This window comes from Microcoleus vaginatus FACHB-2002 (genome assembly GCF_040004035.1).
Classification (GTDB): Bacteria; Cyanobacteriota; Cyanobacteriia; order Cyanobacteriales; family Microcoleaceae; genus Microcoleus; species Microcoleus vaginatus_C.
In genome coordinates, this window is record NZ_JAMPLN010000015.1 from 124,435 (window position 1) to 141,395 (window position 16,961).

General features: G+C 47.9%; 22 protein-coding genes. 9 read left to right on the top strand and 13 right to left on the bottom strand.

Translation table 11 applies throughout. The features are described from left to right. Window positions 1-94: 94 nt before the first annotated feature. Window positions 95-3,076: a glycerol-3-phosphate acyltransferase gene (locus NDI35_RS15060; RefSeq protein WP_445313443.1), complete on the bottom strand. Its 2,982-nt coding sequence runs from the start codon at window positions 3,074-3,076 to the stop codon at window positions 95-97. A gap of 211 nt (window positions 3,077-3,287) precedes the next feature. On the opposite strand from NDI35_RS15060, the gene psb35 reads away from it, so the two are divergent. Further along, a complete protein-coding gene (gene psb35 / locus NDI35_RS15065; RefSeq protein ID WP_445313479.1) occupies window positions 3,288-3,500 on the top strand; it encodes a photosystem II assembly protein Psb35 in 213 nt (70 codons plus the stop codon). A 398-nt stretch (window positions 3,501-3,898) separates the two neighbouring features. On the opposite strand, the gene NDI35_RS15070 is transcribed toward psb35, so the two are convergent. From NDI35_RS15070 to NDI35_RS15105, 8 genes are all read right to left on the bottom strand, one after another. Next, complete coding sequence (locus tag NDI35_RS15070) at window positions 3,899-5,635, bottom strand: PP2C family protein-serine/threonine phosphatase (protein WP_445313444.1); 1,737 nt, start codon at window positions 5,633-5,635, stop codon at window positions 3,899-3,901. A gap of 11 nt (window positions 5,636-5,646) precedes the next feature. After that, window positions 5,647-5,916 carry a hypothetical protein gene (locus NDI35_RS15075; protein WP_445313445.1) on the bottom strand — a complete coding sequence of 90 codons (270 nt, stop codon included), beginning with the start codon at window positions 5,914-5,916 and terminating at the stop codon, window positions 5,647-5,649. A gap of 26 nt (window positions 5,917-5,942) precedes the next feature. Continuing rightward, window positions 5,943-6,404 carry a hypothetical protein gene (locus NDI35_RS15080; protein ID WP_445313446.1) on the bottom strand — a complete coding sequence of 154 codons (462 nt, stop codon included), beginning with the start codon at window positions 6,402-6,404 and terminating at the stop codon, window positions 5,943-5,945. A gap of 82 nt (window positions 6,405-6,486) precedes the next feature. Then, the gene (locus tag NDI35_RS15085) at window positions 6,487-7,704 is read right to left on the bottom strand and encodes an IS110 family transposase (RefSeq protein ID WP_445313447.1); all 1,218 of its coding nucleotides are present in this window, start codon (window positions 7,702-7,704) and stop codon (window positions 6,487-6,489) included. Window positions 7,705-7,982: 278 nt separating this feature from the next. After that, window positions 7,983-8,285 carry a hypothetical protein gene (locus NDI35_RS15090; RefSeq protein WP_445313448.1) on the bottom strand — a complete coding sequence of 101 codons (303 nt, stop codon included), beginning with the start codon at window positions 8,283-8,285 and terminating at the stop codon, window positions 7,983-7,985. Between the two features lie 131 nt (window positions 8,286-8,416). Continuing rightward, window positions 8,417-8,866 carry a hypothetical protein gene (locus NDI35_RS15095; RefSeq protein ID WP_445313449.1) on the bottom strand — a complete coding sequence of 150 codons (450 nt, stop codon included), beginning with the start codon at window positions 8,864-8,866 and terminating at the stop codon, window positions 8,417-8,419. Window positions 8,867-8,878: 12 nt separating this feature from the next. Continuing rightward, the gene (locus NDI35_RS15100) at window positions 8,879-9,721 is read right to left on the bottom strand and encodes a hypothetical protein (RefSeq protein ID WP_445313450.1); all 843 of its coding nucleotides are present in this window, start codon (window positions 9,719-9,721) and stop codon (window positions 8,879-8,881) included. A gap of 56 nt (window positions 9,722-9,777) precedes the next feature. Next, a complete protein-coding gene (locus NDI35_RS15105; RefSeq protein WP_445313451.1) occupies window positions 9,778-11,139 on the bottom strand; it encodes a hypothetical protein in 1,362 nt (453 codons plus the stop codon). A 150-nt stretch (window positions 11,140-11,289) separates the two neighbouring features. Here NDI35_RS15105 and NDI35_RS15110 point away from each other — a divergent pair, with 150 nt between their 5' ends. The 8 genes from NDI35_RS15110 (at window position 11,290) to NDI35_RS15145 (ending at window position 14,259) form a co-directional block, all read left to right on the top strand. Continuing rightward, window positions 11,290-11,736 (top strand): hypothetical protein, encoded by a 447-nt coding sequence (locus NDI35_RS15110; RefSeq protein WP_445313452.1) that lies wholly within the window; start codon window positions 11,290-11,292, stop codon window positions 11,734-11,736. Between the two features lie 88 nt (window positions 11,737-11,824). Further along, window positions 11,825-12,106 (top strand): HU family DNA-binding protein, encoded by a 282-nt coding sequence (locus NDI35_RS15115; RefSeq protein WP_445313453.1) that lies wholly within the window; start codon window positions 11,825-11,827, stop codon window positions 12,104-12,106. A 156-nt stretch (window positions 12,107-12,262) separates the two neighbouring features. Further along, window positions 12,263-12,451: a hypothetical protein gene (locus tag NDI35_RS15120; protein WP_445313454.1), complete on the top strand. Its 189-nt coding sequence runs from the start codon at window positions 12,263-12,265 to the stop codon at window positions 12,449-12,451. 59 nt (window positions 12,452-12,510) lie between these two features. Then, window positions 12,511-12,843, top strand: a complete 333-nt coding sequence (locus NDI35_RS15125; protein WP_445313455.1) for a hypothetical protein — start codon at window positions 12,511-12,513, stop codon at window positions 12,841-12,843. A 13-nt stretch (window positions 12,844-12,856) separates the two neighbouring features. After that, window positions 12,857-13,174 (top strand): hypothetical protein, encoded by a 318-nt coding sequence (locus NDI35_RS15130; protein ID WP_445313456.1) that lies wholly within the window; start codon window positions 12,857-12,859, stop codon window positions 13,172-13,174. Further along, window positions 13,171-13,365, top strand: a complete 195-nt coding sequence (locus tag NDI35_RS15135) for a hypothetical protein (RefSeq protein ID WP_445313457.1) — start codon at window positions 13,171-13,173, stop codon at window positions 13,363-13,365. The genes NDI35_RS15130 and NDI35_RS15135 overlap by 4 nt, the downstream gene beginning before the upstream one ends. Then, window positions 13,362-13,655 (top strand): hypothetical protein, encoded by a 294-nt coding sequence (locus NDI35_RS15140; RefSeq protein ID WP_445313458.1) that lies wholly within the window; start codon window positions 13,362-13,364, stop codon window positions 13,653-13,655. The genes NDI35_RS15135 and NDI35_RS15140 overlap by 4 nt, the downstream gene beginning before the upstream one ends. Further along, window positions 13,648-14,259, top strand: coding sequence for a hypothetical protein (locus NDI35_RS15145; RefSeq protein ID WP_445313459.1), 612 nt, complete (start codon window positions 13,648-13,650; stop codon window positions 14,257-14,259). The genes NDI35_RS15140 and NDI35_RS15145 overlap by 8 nt, the downstream gene beginning before the upstream one ends. On the opposite strand, the gene NDI35_RS15150 is transcribed toward NDI35_RS15145, so the two are convergent. The 4 genes from NDI35_RS15150 to NDI35_RS15165 form a co-directional block, all read right to left on the bottom strand. Beyond that, window positions 14,213-14,797, bottom strand: coding sequence for a recombinase family protein (locus tag NDI35_RS15150; RefSeq protein WP_445313460.1), 585 nt, complete (start codon window positions 14,795-14,797; stop codon window positions 14,213-14,215). The two genes, NDI35_RS15145 and NDI35_RS15150, sit on opposite strands and share 47 nt — an antisense overlap. A 72-nt stretch (window positions 14,798-14,869) precedes the next feature. Further along, window positions 14,870-15,073 carry a hypothetical protein gene (locus NDI35_RS15155; protein WP_445313461.1) on the bottom strand — a complete coding sequence of 68 codons (204 nt, stop codon included), beginning with the start codon at window positions 15,071-15,073 and terminating at the stop codon, window positions 14,870-14,872. Window positions 15,074-15,127: 54 nt separating this feature from the next. Then, on the bottom strand, window positions 15,128-16,015 hold the full coding sequence (locus NDI35_RS15160; protein WP_445313462.1) for a hypothetical protein: 888 nt from the start codon (window positions 16,013-16,015) through the stop codon (window positions 15,128-15,130). Continuing rightward, on the bottom strand, window positions 16,016-16,960 hold the full coding sequence (locus NDI35_RS15165; RefSeq protein WP_445313463.1) for a hypothetical protein: 945 nt from the start codon (window positions 16,958-16,960) through the stop codon (window positions 16,016-16,018). It lies immediately after the preceding gene. Window position 16,961: the final 1 nt, after the last annotated feature.

Consider the following 16,961-nt stretch of genomic DNA (forward strand, 5'->3'; position numbering starts at 1 on the left):
TGCACCATTTTCAATAATCTTTTTAGGAACAGGCAAGATGCCTGTTCCACAAAGAGTTGATTTCTTGTGGAACAGGCATCTTGCCTGTTCCTAATTATTCCAGCAATTCCACAGTGCCGAGATACCCATCTACTCGGACTTTTTGACCGTCTCGCAAGCGAGTTGTGGCTTCAGCAATATTCATGACTGCGGGAATTTTGTACTCGCGAGCGACGATCGCTCCGTGAGATAATTGTCCGCCAACTTCAGATATAATTGCTTTTGCTCCTAATAGCAGCGGTGCCCAACCTGCATCGGTGTAAGGAACTACTGCGATCGCATTTTCTCCTAAATCTGTGCTCGCGGTGCGGCAAATCTTCACAAAACCTTCGACACGGCCGATACTTGCCGGAATTCCCTGGATGATATTAGTTTGTGATGTTGCTGGGTCGATCGACCTTTTCTGAGAATTTGGCAGCAAATTGCCGTAGACGACAGGGGGAATCTGACGATCGCGATCGGCTAACAGGCGATCGCGCCTTTCCCTAATTGTATCCTTAAACGAAACACTTGCCCCGCTGCGAATCCACTGCTGAATTTCCCCAAATTCCCGATAAAAAATATCCCCGCTTTCGTCAAACACCTGCATTGCCAATCCGCAAGCTTCAATCTCCAAAAAAGTCCAGCGTAGATGAGCCAACAACCGCGCGTAAATTTCGCTAATTTCGTTTTTGACCATCGCTCTTTCCTGACATTTATCTAGCCGCCACTTCTGCCCAAAAGTCAATTTTAATTTCGGCTTTTCGACTAAATTAGTTTCGCCTTTTTGAGCCATACTTATTAGCAGTTTTTGGTAAACTTCCGGTTGTTCTCGCCAAGTAGGAACAGCGATATCCGTTCCCACTTCGCTCAAATATCCGTAAGTATCAAGCCACCTTTTAAATTCTGCTTGTAAAGCCCGATTTTCGGCAAATATATGTGCTAAATCTGCTACTGAAACAGTTTCGTCAGACTGCGAAACAGCAGCTTGCAGCAATTTATGAGCCAACTGTTGCAAAGCTCGCACAGAAACAATTTCAGGAGCGCTGTCATTAGCCAGCCAGTCATCATTAACGCGAAAAATGGCCTTGCGAATAGCCAGCCCGATCGGCCCTAATATATTGTAGTAAGTAATCGGTTTCAGCCACTCCTGAATTTGCTCCGCTCTCTCCAACAATTCCGTTAAATATTGATAATCGGGCATTGGGCATTGGGCATTGGGCATTAATATTTCTTCTTCGCTCGAACCTCTTCCTTCTTCCTTCTTCCCTCTTCCTTCTTCCTTCTCCAGACTTTGCAGTGCCGGGAGGAAAATAGAAGTACGATCGCCCTTAAATTCTGCATTCAGCGCCCTCTCCCGCTGCACCAGACGCCACAAACCAGGCAAAGAAGGCAAAATCTTCCCCAAAGGCGGCTTGCCCATTTTTTGCCCTCTCAGCAAAAATTCCAAACCCTGCTCCGGTAATCCCATCATCCGAAAGATTTCGCCCAACAAAGTCGCATTAAAATAGGCGTGAGAACCGAGCAAAGTTGCCGTTTCATTAAAGTTTAAGCCACTGGCACGATCGCCCAAAACTATCTTAAAAATCTCTCCCCAAACCCCGCAAGTCAGCGGTCGATTAATCGACCAAGTTAGGGGACGAATTGCACCGGGAATCACTTCGGCTGCAATAGTGCGCGTCCAAAAAGGCTGCAAATTAGTAATCGGGCGACTTTGCAAAATCCAAACTTTTTCGCCATCCCAACTCCATTCAATATCCTGGGGAATTCCGTGAAAAAATGCTTCAATCGCTTGGGCTTGTTTCACCAATTCTGCTAAAATGGATTGAGCAATAAGTGAATTACTTTTAATTTCAGTTAATTTTTTTTCTAATGATTCAGGTGTACTAAAATCAATTTCTAAATGAACCGGAGTAGATTGTCCGCCGACAACCGCTTCTGCTCCTCCCGGTAAAGCTTCTATAATTACCTGGGAACCGCCATCTAAAGGATTGCGACTAAACATGACTCCCGCAAATTGGCAATCAATATAAGGCTGAATTAATACAGCCATTTGGGTATCGGGGAGTTGTCGCTGTCGGCGGTAAGCCACAGCTTCTGAAGTCCAATAAGACTGGCGGCAGCGATTAATTGCATCGAGCAATTCTGCTTGAGTTGAAACAGGCCCAATGGTTTGATACTGTCCAGCCGCTGAACTAAGATCCCCGTCTTCTCCCGCAGCAGAAGAACGGACAATCATGCGATTTTGGATTTTGGATTTTAGATTTTGAATCAAAGCATTGGGAATTGACAATTCATCACTATTTCCTCGATGCCCGATGCCCGATGCCCGATGCCTGATGCCCGCTTCTTGTGATAATATCCAACCAGATGGTACATTAAACCCGGCGCGTTTCAGTTGAGACAATTTAGCAGCTTTATCGCCGCAGATTGCAGCATCTAACGAGTCATCAAGAGAAAACAATTGTTCTGATTTAGATAAAGCCATATCATCACCCTGACTGAAATTAATTGCTGCTAACAACAAAGCTAACCCTGTTGCTGCTAAAAATTCAGGCATTGATTGTCGCCACACCCCAACCCAGATAGGAGTACACAGACACCCGCAACGGGAAGCAAAGAGTCTAGCCCGATCGCCCTCACCCCACCACCGCTGTGCCAAACCCCACACCAGCAGCCCCCAAATGCCCGATGATACAGCCACCGGCGGCGAAAATACCAAAAGACCCCAAACAGCGTTTGTCACGCCTCCACCTCTGGCGATCGCATATCTGCCCGCAACTAGCGGAATTAACAGGGCGATCGCGATCGCAGGTGCATCCGGGAAGCAAAATCGCCCTGCCAAAACCGGTACAATACCCCTGGCAATTTCCGCCAACACCGCAGCAATTCCCGCTAATTTCCCCCCGTGAATGAAAGCAGCAGACACACCCACATTCCCCGTGCCCAGCGCCCTCAAATCTCGGCGGCTAAACACTCGAACCGCCCATCCCGTTAGCGGTAAAGCACCCAGGCTGAAACTCGCAGCCAACAGCAATGCTATTGTCCCCAACGGCATATAATCAGCTCTCCTATTTTCAAGCTCTAAACATTATGACGGCAATTATGTCAATTTTTCTGTCTTCCGATATATCAACCACACGTCCTTAGCACTTAAGATAATGTAAAAGTAGAGTAGATAAGGATTTAGCCTAATGATAGATATCAGCGTGACCACTCCCATAGCAGTTGTTGTTGCACCCATCAAGCAAGTAATGATTGAGCTGCTGATGCAGCAGCCAGTGCCGGAATCAAGTGTCAGCTTGAACGCTCCAATAGCAGTTCTTGTTGCTGGCTTTATTGCCGCAACTACGATCGGCTCGATCGCGTGGTACAACTCCAAGCGCCCACCCGGTTGGGAAGCCAAAGAACGCCCTGATTTTGTACCGAAAGTTGATAAAGACGATTTGATTGCTGATGTTTCTGAGTCAAAGAAGAAATAGAACAAAGCTGTTTTAGAGCGGAAAAAGCTTTGAGAGTAATAGGACTTACCCTTGCATATCTCTTTTGTAGGGTGCGCTTTGGCGCGCCTTACGCTATGTAGAAAGGCTTTGAGTGAATAGTTTTAATTGACCGAAAGCACTACTGTCAATAAAGGGAGCGCTCATCCCGCTATCGCTTTCTTTACATTGATGCAATATATCATTAGATAGATTTAATCATAGAAATTTAGGCGTTGACTACAGCTTTAGAGTTCTCAGGAGATTCAGCCTCTTTTGGGAGGTGGCCTTTGAAACATCTCACCACCTATTCGTAAATTTGACTGCTAAGGCGATCGCCCCGACGATTATTTTTCAGTTTAACGTCATAAGTTTATTTTTTCGAGGTATGGGCGATCGCTCTAAACCAATCCGGTGGCTGGAGGCTGTGACTTTTTTTCTATGCCTAATTGGGTCCGCTTCAAAACCAACAGCGTAATATCATCAAACACTTTTTGAGTGCCGATATGTCGCCGTAAATCGTCAATCACCGCTTGCTTAATTTCCCCAGCCGATAAATGCCAGTTTTGGCTAATGACTTCACACATCGCCTCCACGCCATACTGTTTTTTCTTAATATCTTTTGCTTCGGGAATACCATCGGTATATAGCACGATACCATCTCCTGGGTGTAGCTCAATTGAAATATGACTGATGAACTTAACAATGTCATCGTCAAGAGCAATCGGAAAACCTAAATCCATCGTGTCGATACGTTCTACCTGTCCACCAAGGCGCACAATAATTGTTTCTTCATGCTGACCGCTAATGCTGACCCGTCCTTCAGAATAATTTAAAATTGCTAGGGTGAGACTTTTTTCGGACTTCATGCGCTGCACGTTTTTGTAGAGGGTGCGGTTGAGCGCATCTAGGAAGCGAACCGGGTCTACTTCGGGGATTTCCTTGAGGGTGCGAACGGCGGTTTGCGCCATCAGCATCAAGATGCCACTTTCGAGTCCATGTCCAGTGACATCGCCGATGCCCAGAGTGACAACGCCATCGGTGTTTAAGACATCATAGTAGTCGCCGCCGACTTCATCGGCAGCCTCCATGTATGCAGCAATATCGAGTCCTTCAATTTCCAGTTCCTCAGCATTGGGCAGAATCATTTGCTGCATCTGACGCACGATATCCAATTCAGCACCCATGCGGAGATTTTCTTCCTTGAGTCTCTCGTTGAGGGTATCTAACTTTTGCGCGGAGTCCGCCAGTTGCTCTATGGCTTGTTCGAGTCGATCGGATTGTACGAAGATCGATTGGTCAAAAACATCAAGCAACTGCGTCAAAGTCGCTACTTTGGATTTAAGCTGCGCTAGCTCCTGCTCAGTATTTCTTGTGAATATTTGCCCTTCGGCTGTAGCAGATTCATCTTTTTGAGCGAAGACAGCTCCTCGATAGAAGGGCAGCAGTGCTGTCTTGACGTTCAGCGCCAGAGTGCTGAACATCTGAGCCGTGCTATGGGGAATCTGGACTTTCAAGAACATGATAATTGCAAACATATTGCCTGAAGGTAATAGACCACCAAACCCCAACACAGACTTGATTCCGAAGGGCATCACAAAGGAGTCCTGAGCGGGAATATAGGGGCTGCCAATCGCTTCAGGTACATAGAAGACGTTGTATTTCCTCTGCTCGATTTCTACCAAAAGATTCGGGTCAGGGTTGATAACTGTTTTTATATCTAAGCCGAGCTGTCTGATGAGTTGTGAGATCATCGGCATCTGAGCGACTACAGATTCGCTTGCCAGCGGAATAGCCTTATGTGCAACGGATGTGTGTCTTGAGTTCCATTCCGTTTGTTCTCCTACTGTTGCCAGTAGAGTCATGCACTTCATGCCAGGCAAAGGGGGATAGTGGTCCAACATACTACGGGCATACTCGGCAAGTTCGACTTCTAAGTCTTCATAAGGGTGAGTTTTGAACAAACGGACGAGGGCGCAGGATTTCTCACCAGTTGGCTTAGTACAGAAATTTTCGTAAAGATACCTAACAATTCTGTTACTCGCCTCTTCCATACTTTCAACCCCCAAGCCGAACTGGCGTAGAGCCAACCCGCATTCGGCCATGTCCCTTAAAGTGAATCTCGTCAAGTCGTACATCGGACTTCACTCTAGTAATTTTGATTGTGGATGCCTTCGCTTATCATAAAGGCTTTAAGCTCGCGATAGGCAGCAAGCAAGCTGGAGCGGTTGCACCAATTGTCGCCTTTCCCTCCTGTAAAATGTTCTCCTGGGTAAGGATCTAGAAATGTTCCGTCTTCAGCGATAAAGTGCCGATCGCAAATGTTGTCTTTGGTAAACCACCAATCATGCCCAAAGACAATCTCGAAGCTGTCCAAAAATACTGCTGCCCGTTTTGTCAATTCTGATTCGTTGTCCATAAATCGCGTCTTTACTTCAATTTAACTTATTTCCTGAAATCTCTATCTTCTCTAGGTCTATTCGTAAACGGAACACAATATGCTGCGAGAACATCTTTAGAAAGTAACCTCAAAACTTCCCAGTGATCGTCTAATATAAAAACTGGCAAACGCTGTTGATGTACCCATTCCCAAAAATTGTTAGCTTTGCCGTCAATCCCTTCTGTCGCAGTAGCAGGCATTTTAACGTTGTAATGAGTGCATATCTGTGACCATCTAGAATAGGGTACATTTGGATATAACACTTTGCCTTCTATAGCAGTGGGATAATAAACTTTTTCAGCTAATCGACCTTTAGGGAAAAACATAATTTCGTCAAAAAACAGCATAACGCCGTTTTCTGGTATATCTGTCATAGTGAATTCAGTTCCGTCGCTCGTAAAACGCTTGTCTAATTTGTTAAGTTTTTTTAGTTTGTTAGATTGCTTGTCAAATCCTTTGAATTGCATAATCTTGCTCCTTGTGATTTCTTAACGTTAAAGTCTCTCTGCAGTACAGCACTTTTTACAGCGTGTCACCTTGTTTCACCTATCAAATTATGGGCTGAACGAGCTCGCGCACCAATTCACGGAATAACAGCTTTACAGCTTTGGCCGCTACGCGCGATCGCACCAACCGCACCGGTCGCCCGCTGGCTTTTTCAGAATCCATAATCTCGCCGAGCCGATCACCAATGTCGTTAGCCATGCGAGCGCGAGTCGGTTCAATTCTTGTAAAAATCCATTGCCAGAGAGCGCGCCGACATAAATCAGAACCGCCCACAACTTTAGATTTTTGTAAGTCGCCGCTGCTTTCCTGTGATGGCGCGTAGCCGAGAGCCTTACAGAATCGGCGAAGTGATAAATGCCGCTTAGTCGGTTTGCCCGATCGCCTTCCCTTACGAATTTTGATATCGGGTTTGCCGTCTGCGGCGAGGTAATTTTCAATCGGGAAGATTTGGGAAAGCAGCAGCGCCTCGACTCGGCGGCCAAAACCAAACCGGGCAAACACTTTACGGTACGGCAAAAACTGCGGCTCGCCCACAAGTTTAGACAATTCAAATTCGAGTACCATTTCTTCCCGCTGCAAGTCGCAGATGCGGGCGGCGTGTTTCCTCAGTTCGTCAGTTACCCCCAATCCGATCGACCGCTCCAGTAGTAAATCGTATTTTACAGACTGCCGCTCGCCGCACAGCCAACCCCAAAGCAGCGGAACTTTCTCCCCAGACCGTAGCGATTTTATCAGCGCCGCTTCTGGGAACTGCCATGCTAAATCCTGCCGCGCTCGATTAATGATGGGGCTTTGCACCCGATTGAGATGCGCGAGCCGCAAAACAAGCCGACGAATTTGTACGATTGTGCGATCGCGCGTTTGGACAAATCGGCGCGGCGTGTTTTGGTAATCCCAGCCGTAAATTGCCAACGCCAACGCATCGGCGTCGTCGTCTTTGTCAGGCAGTCCCAAGTGATGTTCCCGAAAACTCCTTAACTCCTTATGCCCCACTAGCCGCACTTCTATGCCAGCCCTGGCGAGCTGAGTTCCCCATAAAATTTGGTAGTTTACGCCCGTGGGTTCCATCACTGCGATCGTGTTTTGCTTGTCTGATTCCGATCCAATTAGTGTAAGTAATTCACTAATCCCGTGCGCTGTCGCGGCGAACTTGTGGAAATTGTAGCGGTAGTAAAACTCGCGCGGTTCATCAACTTTTTCTGATATTAAGCAGCACGAAACTGAGGCCTTGCTGATATCTAGCCCGATAATTTGAGTCATTCCATTTTTAAGGGTGAGGTTTCCAAATCTCGCAGCAACAGCTTATGAATCACCCAAAGGCCACATGAGCCTACTTCACTCTTAAAGCTTCAAAGTGCGCGAGATATTAACAATTAATTAGGCTGTGACCGAGCTTATGAAGTCCGAAAAGCCTCAAGAGCTTGTTTCCTTATAAAAGCCCTAAGTCACATCCCGTTTAATCGGCGGTTCGGGTTGGAATCGATCCGCTACTCCCCGTTAAAAGGGGAGTTTCGGCTGCTGATTCCACGCAGCACTCGTCAGGCGGTTGTTACGATGGAGTTTGTTGCCACCAACGCAATGTAAGCGTAGAGGTAGTCAATATTTTGTGTTAGAGCTGTTGCAAATTCATCCGTTGAATAAGTTCGCAACAAGTAGTTTGCAGCGTTGATATACTGATTCAAACATCTGTCGGGAGGCTGTTTTCGCAACAGTCCTCTCGTTTTCGCCTCTTTGATAGTGAGAAAAACTTCTTGTGTCTCTGCGTCGCTAAAATTGTGAAATTGCTGTTTTGCCGATTTGATTAACTCGGTAATGTGCTTGTTTGGATTTTTGGCGTTCATGGTAAGTTAGTAGATGTGTAATAGAGGACAGTTAGCCAAGACAGCCTGTTATTAAACGGTCAAATCGCACTTTTGACCGTTTTTTATTGTTTGGTCGGTGGGATTTCGATTTTGAAACCTTGTTGCGTGGGCTATCGGGAATATTGCTCTAGATAGCTTGCAAGAGCGGCGGTGATTTGGTCGTCGCTAATGTCTGCCATTTCGGTATTTACTTGCTCTGATATTGCAAAAATCAGTGAATTAATGTCAGCTCTTGTTACTTTTTGAAGCGCCGACAACACCATCGCATTGAATAAGGCGGTGCTAAAAATCATCGTCTGCTCTGACATGGGCAAATCAGTCAGAGTGACAGATCCGGGGTGTGGACTATCGTCGGGAATTATTCGGATCGAGTTAAGGTTTAGTTCGCAAGTGTTTAGAGAGGTGCCAAGGGTTTCGGCGAGTTCTTCAAGCTCGCGGTAGTTACCGCAGCTCTTTAAAATCAAGTCGTCAGCGTGAAGCCCTAGAGCTACAATTTCGGCTTTAATTTCAGGACGAAACGCGGGCAAGTCGGAATGCCGGTAAGTGAAAGTATTGTGCATGGTTTTTTAAGACTAGGATGAGTCCGACACTTCGTCGGATCTAAGGGGATTGATAGCTTTTTGATAGCTTTTTGATGGCTTTTTGGTAGCTCTGATAGTAAAACCGCCAGCGGGCTTAGTTTTTGCGTAGGCTTCGGCCCGATCGCAAACCTCGACTTTTTCCGGCGTCAGTTCCGTCTCTGGCTCGCCGTCGGGCGGTTCATCTGTGGGGGAATCGTCGCCACCAATCAGCAATTCTAAATACTTAGACACCGACAGGCCCGCCGCCAGTGCTTTCTTTTGCAGCATCTCGAAGGCTTTGCCGCCGATGCGGACTTGCTTAGCTCGCTGTTCCGGCTCTTTGTCGTCTACAGCTTCGGTGATGGCGGCCGCTGTTATGCGGTCTGCCGGCTGACTGTTTATCACGGTCTGCCATTTTGTTTCGAGCTCGCGGTTGCCAGCATCGTCGGGTTTGGTGAATTTGACTAACGGCAACGCTTGCGACACCGAAGTGGGCAAGATTCTAAACCCGGCTTTTATCAGTTCGATCGTTGTTTGGGCGGCCTCAATGATGCGCTTACAATAAATCGGCGAGCGGCCGAGGGCGGATTTGCAGTATTCGGCGAAGTCTTTAAATTGCCGTTTATAGAGACGGTTGCGGCGGATGGTGGCGAGCATTACGCCCTGTCTTACATAGTCCACAAACGAGAGTTTAATCTCGCGAGTTAAATCGGCTAAGTCATTGTAGGGAACGGCTCCGAGGGTTTCTTCCTCGAAGTCCAGGAGCGGTTGAAAGTCGGAGTAAGAATTTAATGTGAGTTCCATTGGTCGGGGAGTGGGGAGGAAGCGATCGCCCGGGTGCATGGACGATCGCATTGTTCAGATTCAGAAGGGAGATAAGTTGTTCAAACGCCTTACTACGCAAGCAGTTTTTACATCGCATCACCCCCCGGAGGATCTCGCCCTAGCCGACTGTTGCTGCCAGCGGCGATGCTATGAAATAGTATCGCGATAGCTTCGGGAGGCTTGGTTCGTATGTTTGATTCGACTGGGACAGGACTGATTTTGATATGGTTTTGGGCAACCGTGCTTTTACTACTGTTCTGCGACTTAGCCTGACTTACCCTGACTTGCCCGATCGCCCTTGGTGGAAATTTCGGAGGCTTTGGCCCCGGCAGTCGGGCATAATTCCATGTGTCAGGCGGTTCGTCGCCGTCAGTTTGTCGGTTTGCGCGATCGCACCAAGCGTCAAAAGTCGGGATGGAAAAGTTGCAAGTGCTGGAACTTTCGGCGGCCGGTTCGTACCATTCATCGGGACACGGGGCCCACTCGCACATTGAATCGAGCGAAATTTCCAGCGGTTCGGCGGGGTGCTGAGCGTCCCAAATTGCGATCGCCTGCCGGAACTCTGCAAGGGTTTGGAAATCGTCGGGGTCGGGCGGTTCGTCGCTGGTTTCTACCGTGAAGTCGAGCAAGCTCAGTTGTCCGTCCTCATCGGCTTGAAAGTGGACAATCTCAGGCTGTGGCGGGGAATAGCGGGCGAGGAAGCTATCTGATAGAAAAATCCCCGTCAAGATCGGATTCGGATCAGAACCGACACCGGGGATATTTTCGGCCGCTGGTGCGATCGCACTTTGGCTCACTTCTGGCTTAATTTCATCACCGGGGGAATCCGGGATGATGTGCGCCGATGACTTGAACAACTCCAAAAGCTGATGAGCTGTTGACTTGCGCTTGCCGTCACCGCGACCGGGAGGACGATCGCCCTCTGTGAAATTTTCGACACCGGGGGAAGCTGCTAATTCAATTGGCTGCTGGGGTAGAGTTCGCCCTCTATCTCTTTGAGCATCCCTCTCCACTTCCAATACTCGATCGCTATCTTGACTTCTTTGTGTTTCAGCTTGAGCGCTGCTGCTATTTCCATCCAATTGGGCGGTCGTAAGGCGTGAATGATGTAAATCATCACTCGCAATTCCGAATCTTCCAGCATCGGGGATAGTTCCATTAATTTCCGTTTGAGCGATCGGCTTAGAGGCCGGTTTCGGGTAAACGATGCGGCCAAATTTGGACTCGATCGGCTCCTGGGCTTGAACTTCGATCGCCTCGGCAATCGGTTCGACTTCCACCGCGGGGGAAACTTCCAGTAATTGCAACAGCGGGGGCTGTTTGCCAACCAGTGCTTTAACCCAGTTTCGCGCATACCGCCGATCGCCCTCTGGGAGCACGTTGAGCTGGTAGCCAATTTCTTTCAATTCCTTTAAATTCTTCTGTTGGAGACTTTCTAGGGTGTACATAGGTAGGGGAAAGGGTGAGCGTGACTCACCCTATTGATTCTGGGTATGCTCTACAAAACATCTATTTAGAGATGTTAGATTTAAGTTATCATCTATAGATAGATTTTGTCAACATCTATATATAGATGTTGCTATTGTAGAGAGGTACTTATGACTGAAATCTATGCCCAAAGCGAAACACAAACCCCACGGGGAAACGAAGGTAACGAAAGGATACGGCCTGACTCCGACAGCAGCGAAACTGCTGGACGAGCTAGCACGGGAACTAGGACTCAGCGCTTCCAACCTGATCGAAAAGATAGCGAGGAGGGAAATTTCCTTAGTCATGCCGTTGGGGGAATGCTTGACCAACTCATAGACGATGCTGAGAAACAACTGGTCAAATCGAGGGAATGCATCGTCTGGTACAGGGAGGAGGAAAAAGAATATGAACAAAAGCTAAACAATTTCCGCAGGCTCAAACAGTTGCATAAGCAGCAAATGGCGGCAGCCGAAGCAGAAGCGAGCAAGCAACTAGACAGCGGACTAGACATGACAGAAGATCAGCAAACAGAATCATCCAACGATAGTAACGGCGGGGAAAACCTCGCAGAATAATCGCATCAGAAACCAGCATCGCCGTCGGGTGCTGGTTTTGCGTTAGTAATTAGTCATTAGATATTAGTCGTTAGAGGCGATCGCACTTATGAACAAAGGAGAACTGGTGGAATTGATGGCGGTCAAAGCGGAAACCACCCCAAAGGCAGCTAACGCACTGCTAGACGCTTTCCTTGATTGCGTCACTCAGGCAGTTGCCGACGGGGAAAAAGTAACGCTGGTAGGATTCGGCTCTTGGGAAGCGAGAGACCGGAAAGCTCGTGAAGGTCGCAACCCCAAAACCGGAGACAAGATGGAGATTCCGGCAACTACAGTTCCGGCATTTTCCGCAGGCAAGCAGTTCAAGGAAGCTGTGGCCGGCAGTAAGTAAGACAGTAAGACAAATGCCGATCGTCGTGAAGTGCGATCGGCTGTAGACAATTTGTAGACACTTATAATCATCATGCCCAACTGGTTTCACATCGTTTCGTTAGGGACAACCATAGATTTAAACTTCGTTTGTGCGATTCAGTGGAATCGCAAACAGATGAAAGACGGGCGCTGCACGGAGCTTTACCTTGCAACTGGTATCGCTACGGATGAACAGGGAGTCGTTGAGAATGATATTTGGTCAATAAGTGATGATGTTGATCGGCAAAATTTGCTGAAACACTTATTCCCCGACGACGATTGCCCCATTCGTCTTCAGCTTAAAAATACGGTGAGCCGACTGTAAGACAGTAAGACAAATGCCGATCGTCGTGAAGTGCGATCGGCTGCAACAACATTAAAACTATGACTTTTCAATTCAAAGCGACAAAAGAGCAAATTCGACAAATCGGAGCAAATGCAATTGATTACTCACGTCCGATCGGCTTAGGCTTTTTATACCACCGCTCTGATTTGGTCATAAGGATAGAAGATATCGAACTCGAAGACGGCAACCTAAACCTTGATTACGTGGCGGGCCGGTGCGTCAAATTATTCATCCGAAACATTGGCGATGAGATGTGGGAAATCCCAGACAGTCCGACGCCGGATTATCAGACTTGGGTTACGAAGTACCCCACCAACGAAGCGCTTGTTGAATCTGTTGTGAAGTGCGATCGGCGGCTAGACAAACACTAGACACTAAATAGACATGAAAGATTTCGACATAGATGAAGTTTCACGCGAGCTAGAAAGCCTTGAGAACCTGCAAATTTCTTTTGACGGTCACGAGGCGAATGCTCTTATCCTAGCTGTGCAAGCGTTGCACGGCTCTAGCCTAAATTGCGAAGAATTAGCCCCGCTGTTGTGCTGCGCTAAAATTGCCGCCCTCAAACTGCAAAAATTATTTGTTCATTCTCCTGCTACTTTTTCAGCCATTGAGCACGGCTGGCAGTTCAGCAGAGGCGAAGATTTCTCTGCCGAAGATTCGCCCCCTGAGACATTCCGCCCTGAAAGTTTTGACTTATGAGAATCGTACAAAACCCAGAATCAGGCGAGGTTTCTATCCAACTTCAAAATGATGAAGTGTACGACATGGAAGAACATCTCGCCGCGCTGATGGAGTTTCTCACCCAACAGGCGATCGAGATTCACAGACTGAGAAACAGTTACAGGAAAATTGTCGGGCGATTGGATTCGTTGGAGATAAGAAATTTATGACACTAACAGCAGAAGAGAGCCTCGATCGGATGGAGGCAGCGGCGAATCAATTCTATATGTTAGCCACCGCCACCGACTGCCACGCCTACATTGAGTTTACCGGTCTGCTGCGTGAATACTGTAAAGTCTGCCGCGAGAACTTAGCGCGGGGGATAGACTTTCGCGAGTTAAACGGCCACCGCTCGCAGCGCATGGAATTGCAGCCCTATGAGCTCAATTACTTCAACGAAAAACTAAATTGCATATTTCAAGGCCTGCTGAGAGTAGAAGGAGTAAGCGGCCATGATTAGCCAATTGTCACTTTTTGAAATTGCAGAAACGGGAAGTATTTACAAACCTGGTGATTGGGTGAAAATCCGTAAGGTGCCGGCGATCGCAAAACACGTCAAGTGCGGCCACATCTATAAGATTCACGAAGTCGATCCGACAAACGGGCGGCTGCAATTCTGGAATCCTTTTTCGAGTCAGTGGGATTTCCTTTTTCCTGCTGAAGTCAAACTCGCCCTCGCCCCCGCCGATAAAATTGATTCGATAACCCCTGTTGAGCCTGCGGTTATCGAATCACCCCCACCCCCTTCGGATGATTCGATAACCTCTGTTGAGTCTGCGGTTAGCGAATCATCGCCCCCACCCGTTGATGATTATTTGCCACTTAATGCAGTTTCAACTTACCGACCGGGCGGAACGGCTCGCAGCGGCGAGTATTACCGATTGTCTTACAAATTGGGCGGGCGAGTAAGACATCAGCACATCAGGGGCGGCAACACCGATTCCCCAATCGCTCAGGCAAAAGTGGCCGAAGTGCGATCGCTCTTGGCGGCTGGAACTCCCCCCGCAAAAATTGCCGCTATGCTGCGAGATTCTGACAAAGGGCCGCTACCTTCGTTTTGCTAACGCCGCTAGCCGCTGCAATTTGCGAGTAACTTTTGCCCTCGGCTCGCAATTGATGTACCAATTGGATCGCGCTCTCCGCCAGTCGGGGCCGGCCAAACTTGCGCCCTTTGGCTCGCGCCGCTGCAATTCCAGACTTTACTCGCTCGCGAATCAAATCGCGCTCAAATTCAGCAATCGCCGAAAGTATCGCCGCCATCAATTTACCTTGTGGCGTGTTCAAGTCCAAACTGATGCCCGACAGAGTGACTAAGGAAATCCCCCAGGCGTTGAGGTCTTGCAGCGTGCCAAGCAAATCAATCGTGCTGCGGCTCCATCGGCTCGCCTCAGTCACGAGCACCGCCGACACTTTCCGAGCTTGTGCCGCCGCCATAATTTTTTTACGCTCCGGGCGATCGGCTTTTGCACCGCTGGCAGTCTCCCTGACAACTTCCACCACCTCATACCCAGCGCGATCGGCAAACTCCCTCAAATCCCGCTCTTGCCGATCGCAATTCTGATCGTCGGTCGATACCCGACAGTAAATAATCGCCCGTATCAAATAACCCTCCCGTTTCAGAGCTCCAGAACCCTGATTAAATCGAGGTTGAATTCAAATAATTCGTCGTATCAATTAGGAAGTGCTTTCTGGTACGTCGAGGCAAAACATTTTTATAATTTCATCTAACAATTGCCCCATCGTCAAACCCTTGCGTATCGCTTCATGCCTTAGATAATTCTTGGTATTTGCGTTAACTTCTGTCTGAAGTTTCACACCGCTGTTAGTAACACTAGCATCAGTAATAGTCGCATTATCATCAATCATTAAAGTTACCAATAAACTTACTCACATTCTAACCTATACCTTCAGGCATAGTGGCAATAGGCATTTCTACGCCAGTGCAATTTTTTGCCCGTAACTCGGTAAGTGCAAAGTTGCATAGGAGTAATAAACCGTGCATTCTGGGCGGTAACGCTTGTGTTTGCGCTTCTTCCCAAGTACCTCTTCATCTTTCGGCGAGGGAATTGTAGGCTTAGGAGTGCCAATAGGTTGATTCAGTTTCAGGAATTCTGAGCGAAGTTCATGCCCTTGAATTTTTAAGACTTCCTTAACAATTCGCACCCCTTCGGATTCTGTTTTGCAAGCAATTTTAAAAGCGTACCCCCGACCCCAATCGTGATAAACGACTATTTTCTTACCGCGCTCCCATTTGAAATTATCGGTAAAAATAGTTTTGATTTGGGCTGAAAGCTTCTTTATGTCTGATTCTTTGATTAACTGACTAATGCCATTTTTTGCCAGATTTGAAGAATCTACAAAGTTCATCAAGTCAAAACTAATTTCCCCTTTCAAGCGAGTATAGCCCGGAGTCACATCAGCAGCTTTCTCGAAGAACCACAGTTTGACCTCTGGATGGCCGGTTCGTTCCACTCCTTGCTTGCCGCTTTCCTCCTCCGAGTCGCCGCCCTTGATTTTCTTGAGTTCGTACCGCAGTAAATCGCGGATAGCATCAAGCAAAGATGCCTGAAGGGCGATCGCAAAATCATTGCCGCTAATTGTCAGTGTCAGAGTCTCAAGGGTTTTCTTCCCGTCTCTCTTCTTGGTTTGGTCGGCTTTCTCAGCAGCGGCTTTGAGTTCGGCCTCGCTGGGTTCGGTGAATTCGAGATCGTAAACTGCAAAGTAGCTGTGCTCGGAAATTTTCTGTTCTGACTGTCCGGCGATTCTAGTTGGCGGATTTACTCGCTTCAGGCGATTGCGTACCTTAGTTTCTGCACTCATTTATCTGTACTCGTAAACTAAAAATTCCTTGAATCCATCGCCAAATCCTTCGATAGTGCCTTCTAAAAACTTGCCGAGGGCATCGTTTTCTTTCTCGATCGCCTCTACAACTTCGTTAACTTGCTGGCTGATAACCCACGGCTTCCCACCTTCTTCTCCCCAGCTTGCAATCATCTTGTCAACCCAAGGAATCCCCGATTTAATGCTCTTTTTTGCCCACTGCCGAAAGTTCATGTACCCCTGAGCAAACAGAGCTTTTTGAGCAAATCGGTAGAACGCCCAACCTAGCGAGGACAGGTTCTCTAGAATTTCCTCGGCAATCTGGTTATCGCCGTTGTCGTCAAGCTCCAAAAACATCGTCGCCGTTGCCTTGATGTTGATTTTCAGCTTCGGCGTCTCTTTGCGATTGATTATAAACCCGGCCAAGCTGCGACCTAATGCTTCCCCCGCAACGTTAGCTAGACCGCCAAATGCTGCATTAATCTCAGCAAGAATGGCGGCGTCCGTTTTATTAAAGTCAAAATTCCAAACTTGGGTACCGAAACTGACGGCAGCGCCGAGAACCGTACTTCCGACCGCTGCTAGCGTCGCGCCGCCAACTCCGATCGCCCCGGCAATTGCACCGATACCCGCAACAACACCCCCAACAACTACGCCGCCGATTAAAATCACCGCCCCTATCCCGGCGGCAACGGCGATCGGATCTTCTTTCAGCCAGCTCTTAAATAAATTCCAATCACCGCGCAAAATAGCCTTGCCTAACTCCTTTGCACCCTCAACCATATTCTTGGCTAAATTTTTAAGGTTGATAAGCCCCTTGTCTAGCCAAGCCTTCATACTTGAGCCAATATCGCTGAAAAAATTGCCCAGCGGCAAACCGAGTTTTACTGCCAAACTCGTATTGTTCAAAGTAATGCCCGGTTGTTCTTGTTTTTGCGTTGCCATG

Coding starts and splice junctions, on each gene's coding strand:
- NDI35_RS15145 (WP_445313459.1), top strand. CDS start 13,648: ATGATTAGCCAATTGTCACTTTTTGAAATTGCAGAAACGGGAAGTATT.
- NDI35_RS15130 (WP_445313456.1), top strand. CDS start 12,857: ATGAAAGATTTCGACATAGATGAAGTTTCACGCGAGCTAGAAAGCCTT.
- NDI35_RS15085 (WP_445313447.1), bottom strand. CDS start 7,704: ATGACTCAAATTATCGGGCTAGATATCAGCAAGGCCTCAGTTTCGTGC.
- NDI35_RS15115 (WP_445313453.1), top strand. CDS start 11,825: ATGAACAAAGGAGAACTGGTGGAATTGATGGCGGTCAAAGCGGAAACC.
- NDI35_RS15140 (WP_445313458.1), top strand. CDS start 13,362: ATGACACTAACAGCAGAAGAGAGCCTCGATCGGATGGAGGCAGCGGCG.
- NDI35_RS15135 (WP_445313457.1), top strand. CDS start 13,171: ATGAGAATCGTACAAAACCCAGAATCAGGCGAGGTTTCTATCCAACTT.
- NDI35_RS15105 (WP_445313451.1), bottom strand. CDS start 11,139: ATGTACACCCTAGAAAGTCTCCAACAGAAGAATTTAAAGGAATTGAAA.
- NDI35_RS15125 (WP_445313455.1), top strand. CDS start 12,511: ATGACTTTTCAATTCAAAGCGACAAAAGAGCAAATTCGACAAATCGGA.
- NDI35_RS15100 (WP_445313450.1), bottom strand. CDS start 9,721: ATGCGATCGTCCATGCACCCGGGCGATCGCTTCCTCCCCACTCCCCGA.
- NDI35_RS15165 (WP_445313463.1), bottom strand. CDS start 16,960: ATGGCAACGCAAAAACAAGAACAACCGGGCATTACTTTGAACAATACG.
- NDI35_RS15160 (WP_445313462.1), bottom strand. CDS start 16,015: ATGAGTGCAGAAACTAAGGTACGCAATCGCCTGAAGCGAGTAAATCCG.
- NDI35_RS15070 (WP_445313444.1), bottom strand. CDS start 5,635: ATGTACGACTTGACGAGATTCACTTTAAGGGACATGGCCGAATGCGGG.
- NDI35_RS15075 (WP_445313445.1), bottom strand. CDS start 5,916: ATGGACAACGAATCAGAATTGACAAAACGGGCAGCAGTATTTTTGGAC.
- NDI35_RS15080 (WP_445313446.1), bottom strand. CDS start 6,404: ATGCAATTCAAAGGATTTGACAAGCAATCTAACAAACTAAAAAAACTT.
- psb35 (WP_445313479.1), top strand. CDS start 3,288: ATGCAGCAGCCAGTGCCGGAATCAAGTGTCAGCTTGAACGCTCCAATA.
- NDI35_RS15120 (WP_445313454.1), top strand. CDS start 12,263: ATGAAAGACGGGCGCTGCACGGAGCTTTACCTTGCAACTGGTATCGCT.
- NDI35_RS15090 (WP_445313448.1), bottom strand. CDS start 8,285: ATGAACGCCAAAAATCCAAACAAGCACATTACCGAGTTAATCAAATCG.
- NDI35_RS15110 (WP_445313452.1), top strand. CDS start 11,290: ATGACTGAAATCTATGCCCAAAGCGAAACACAAACCCCACGGGGAAAC.
- NDI35_RS15060 (WP_445313443.1), bottom strand. CDS start 3,076: ATGCCGTTGGGGACAATAGCATTGCTGTTGGCTGCGAGTTTCAGCCTG.
- NDI35_RS15095 (WP_445313449.1), bottom strand. CDS start 8,866: ATGCACAATACTTTCACTTACCGGCATTCCGACTTGCCCGCGTTTCGT.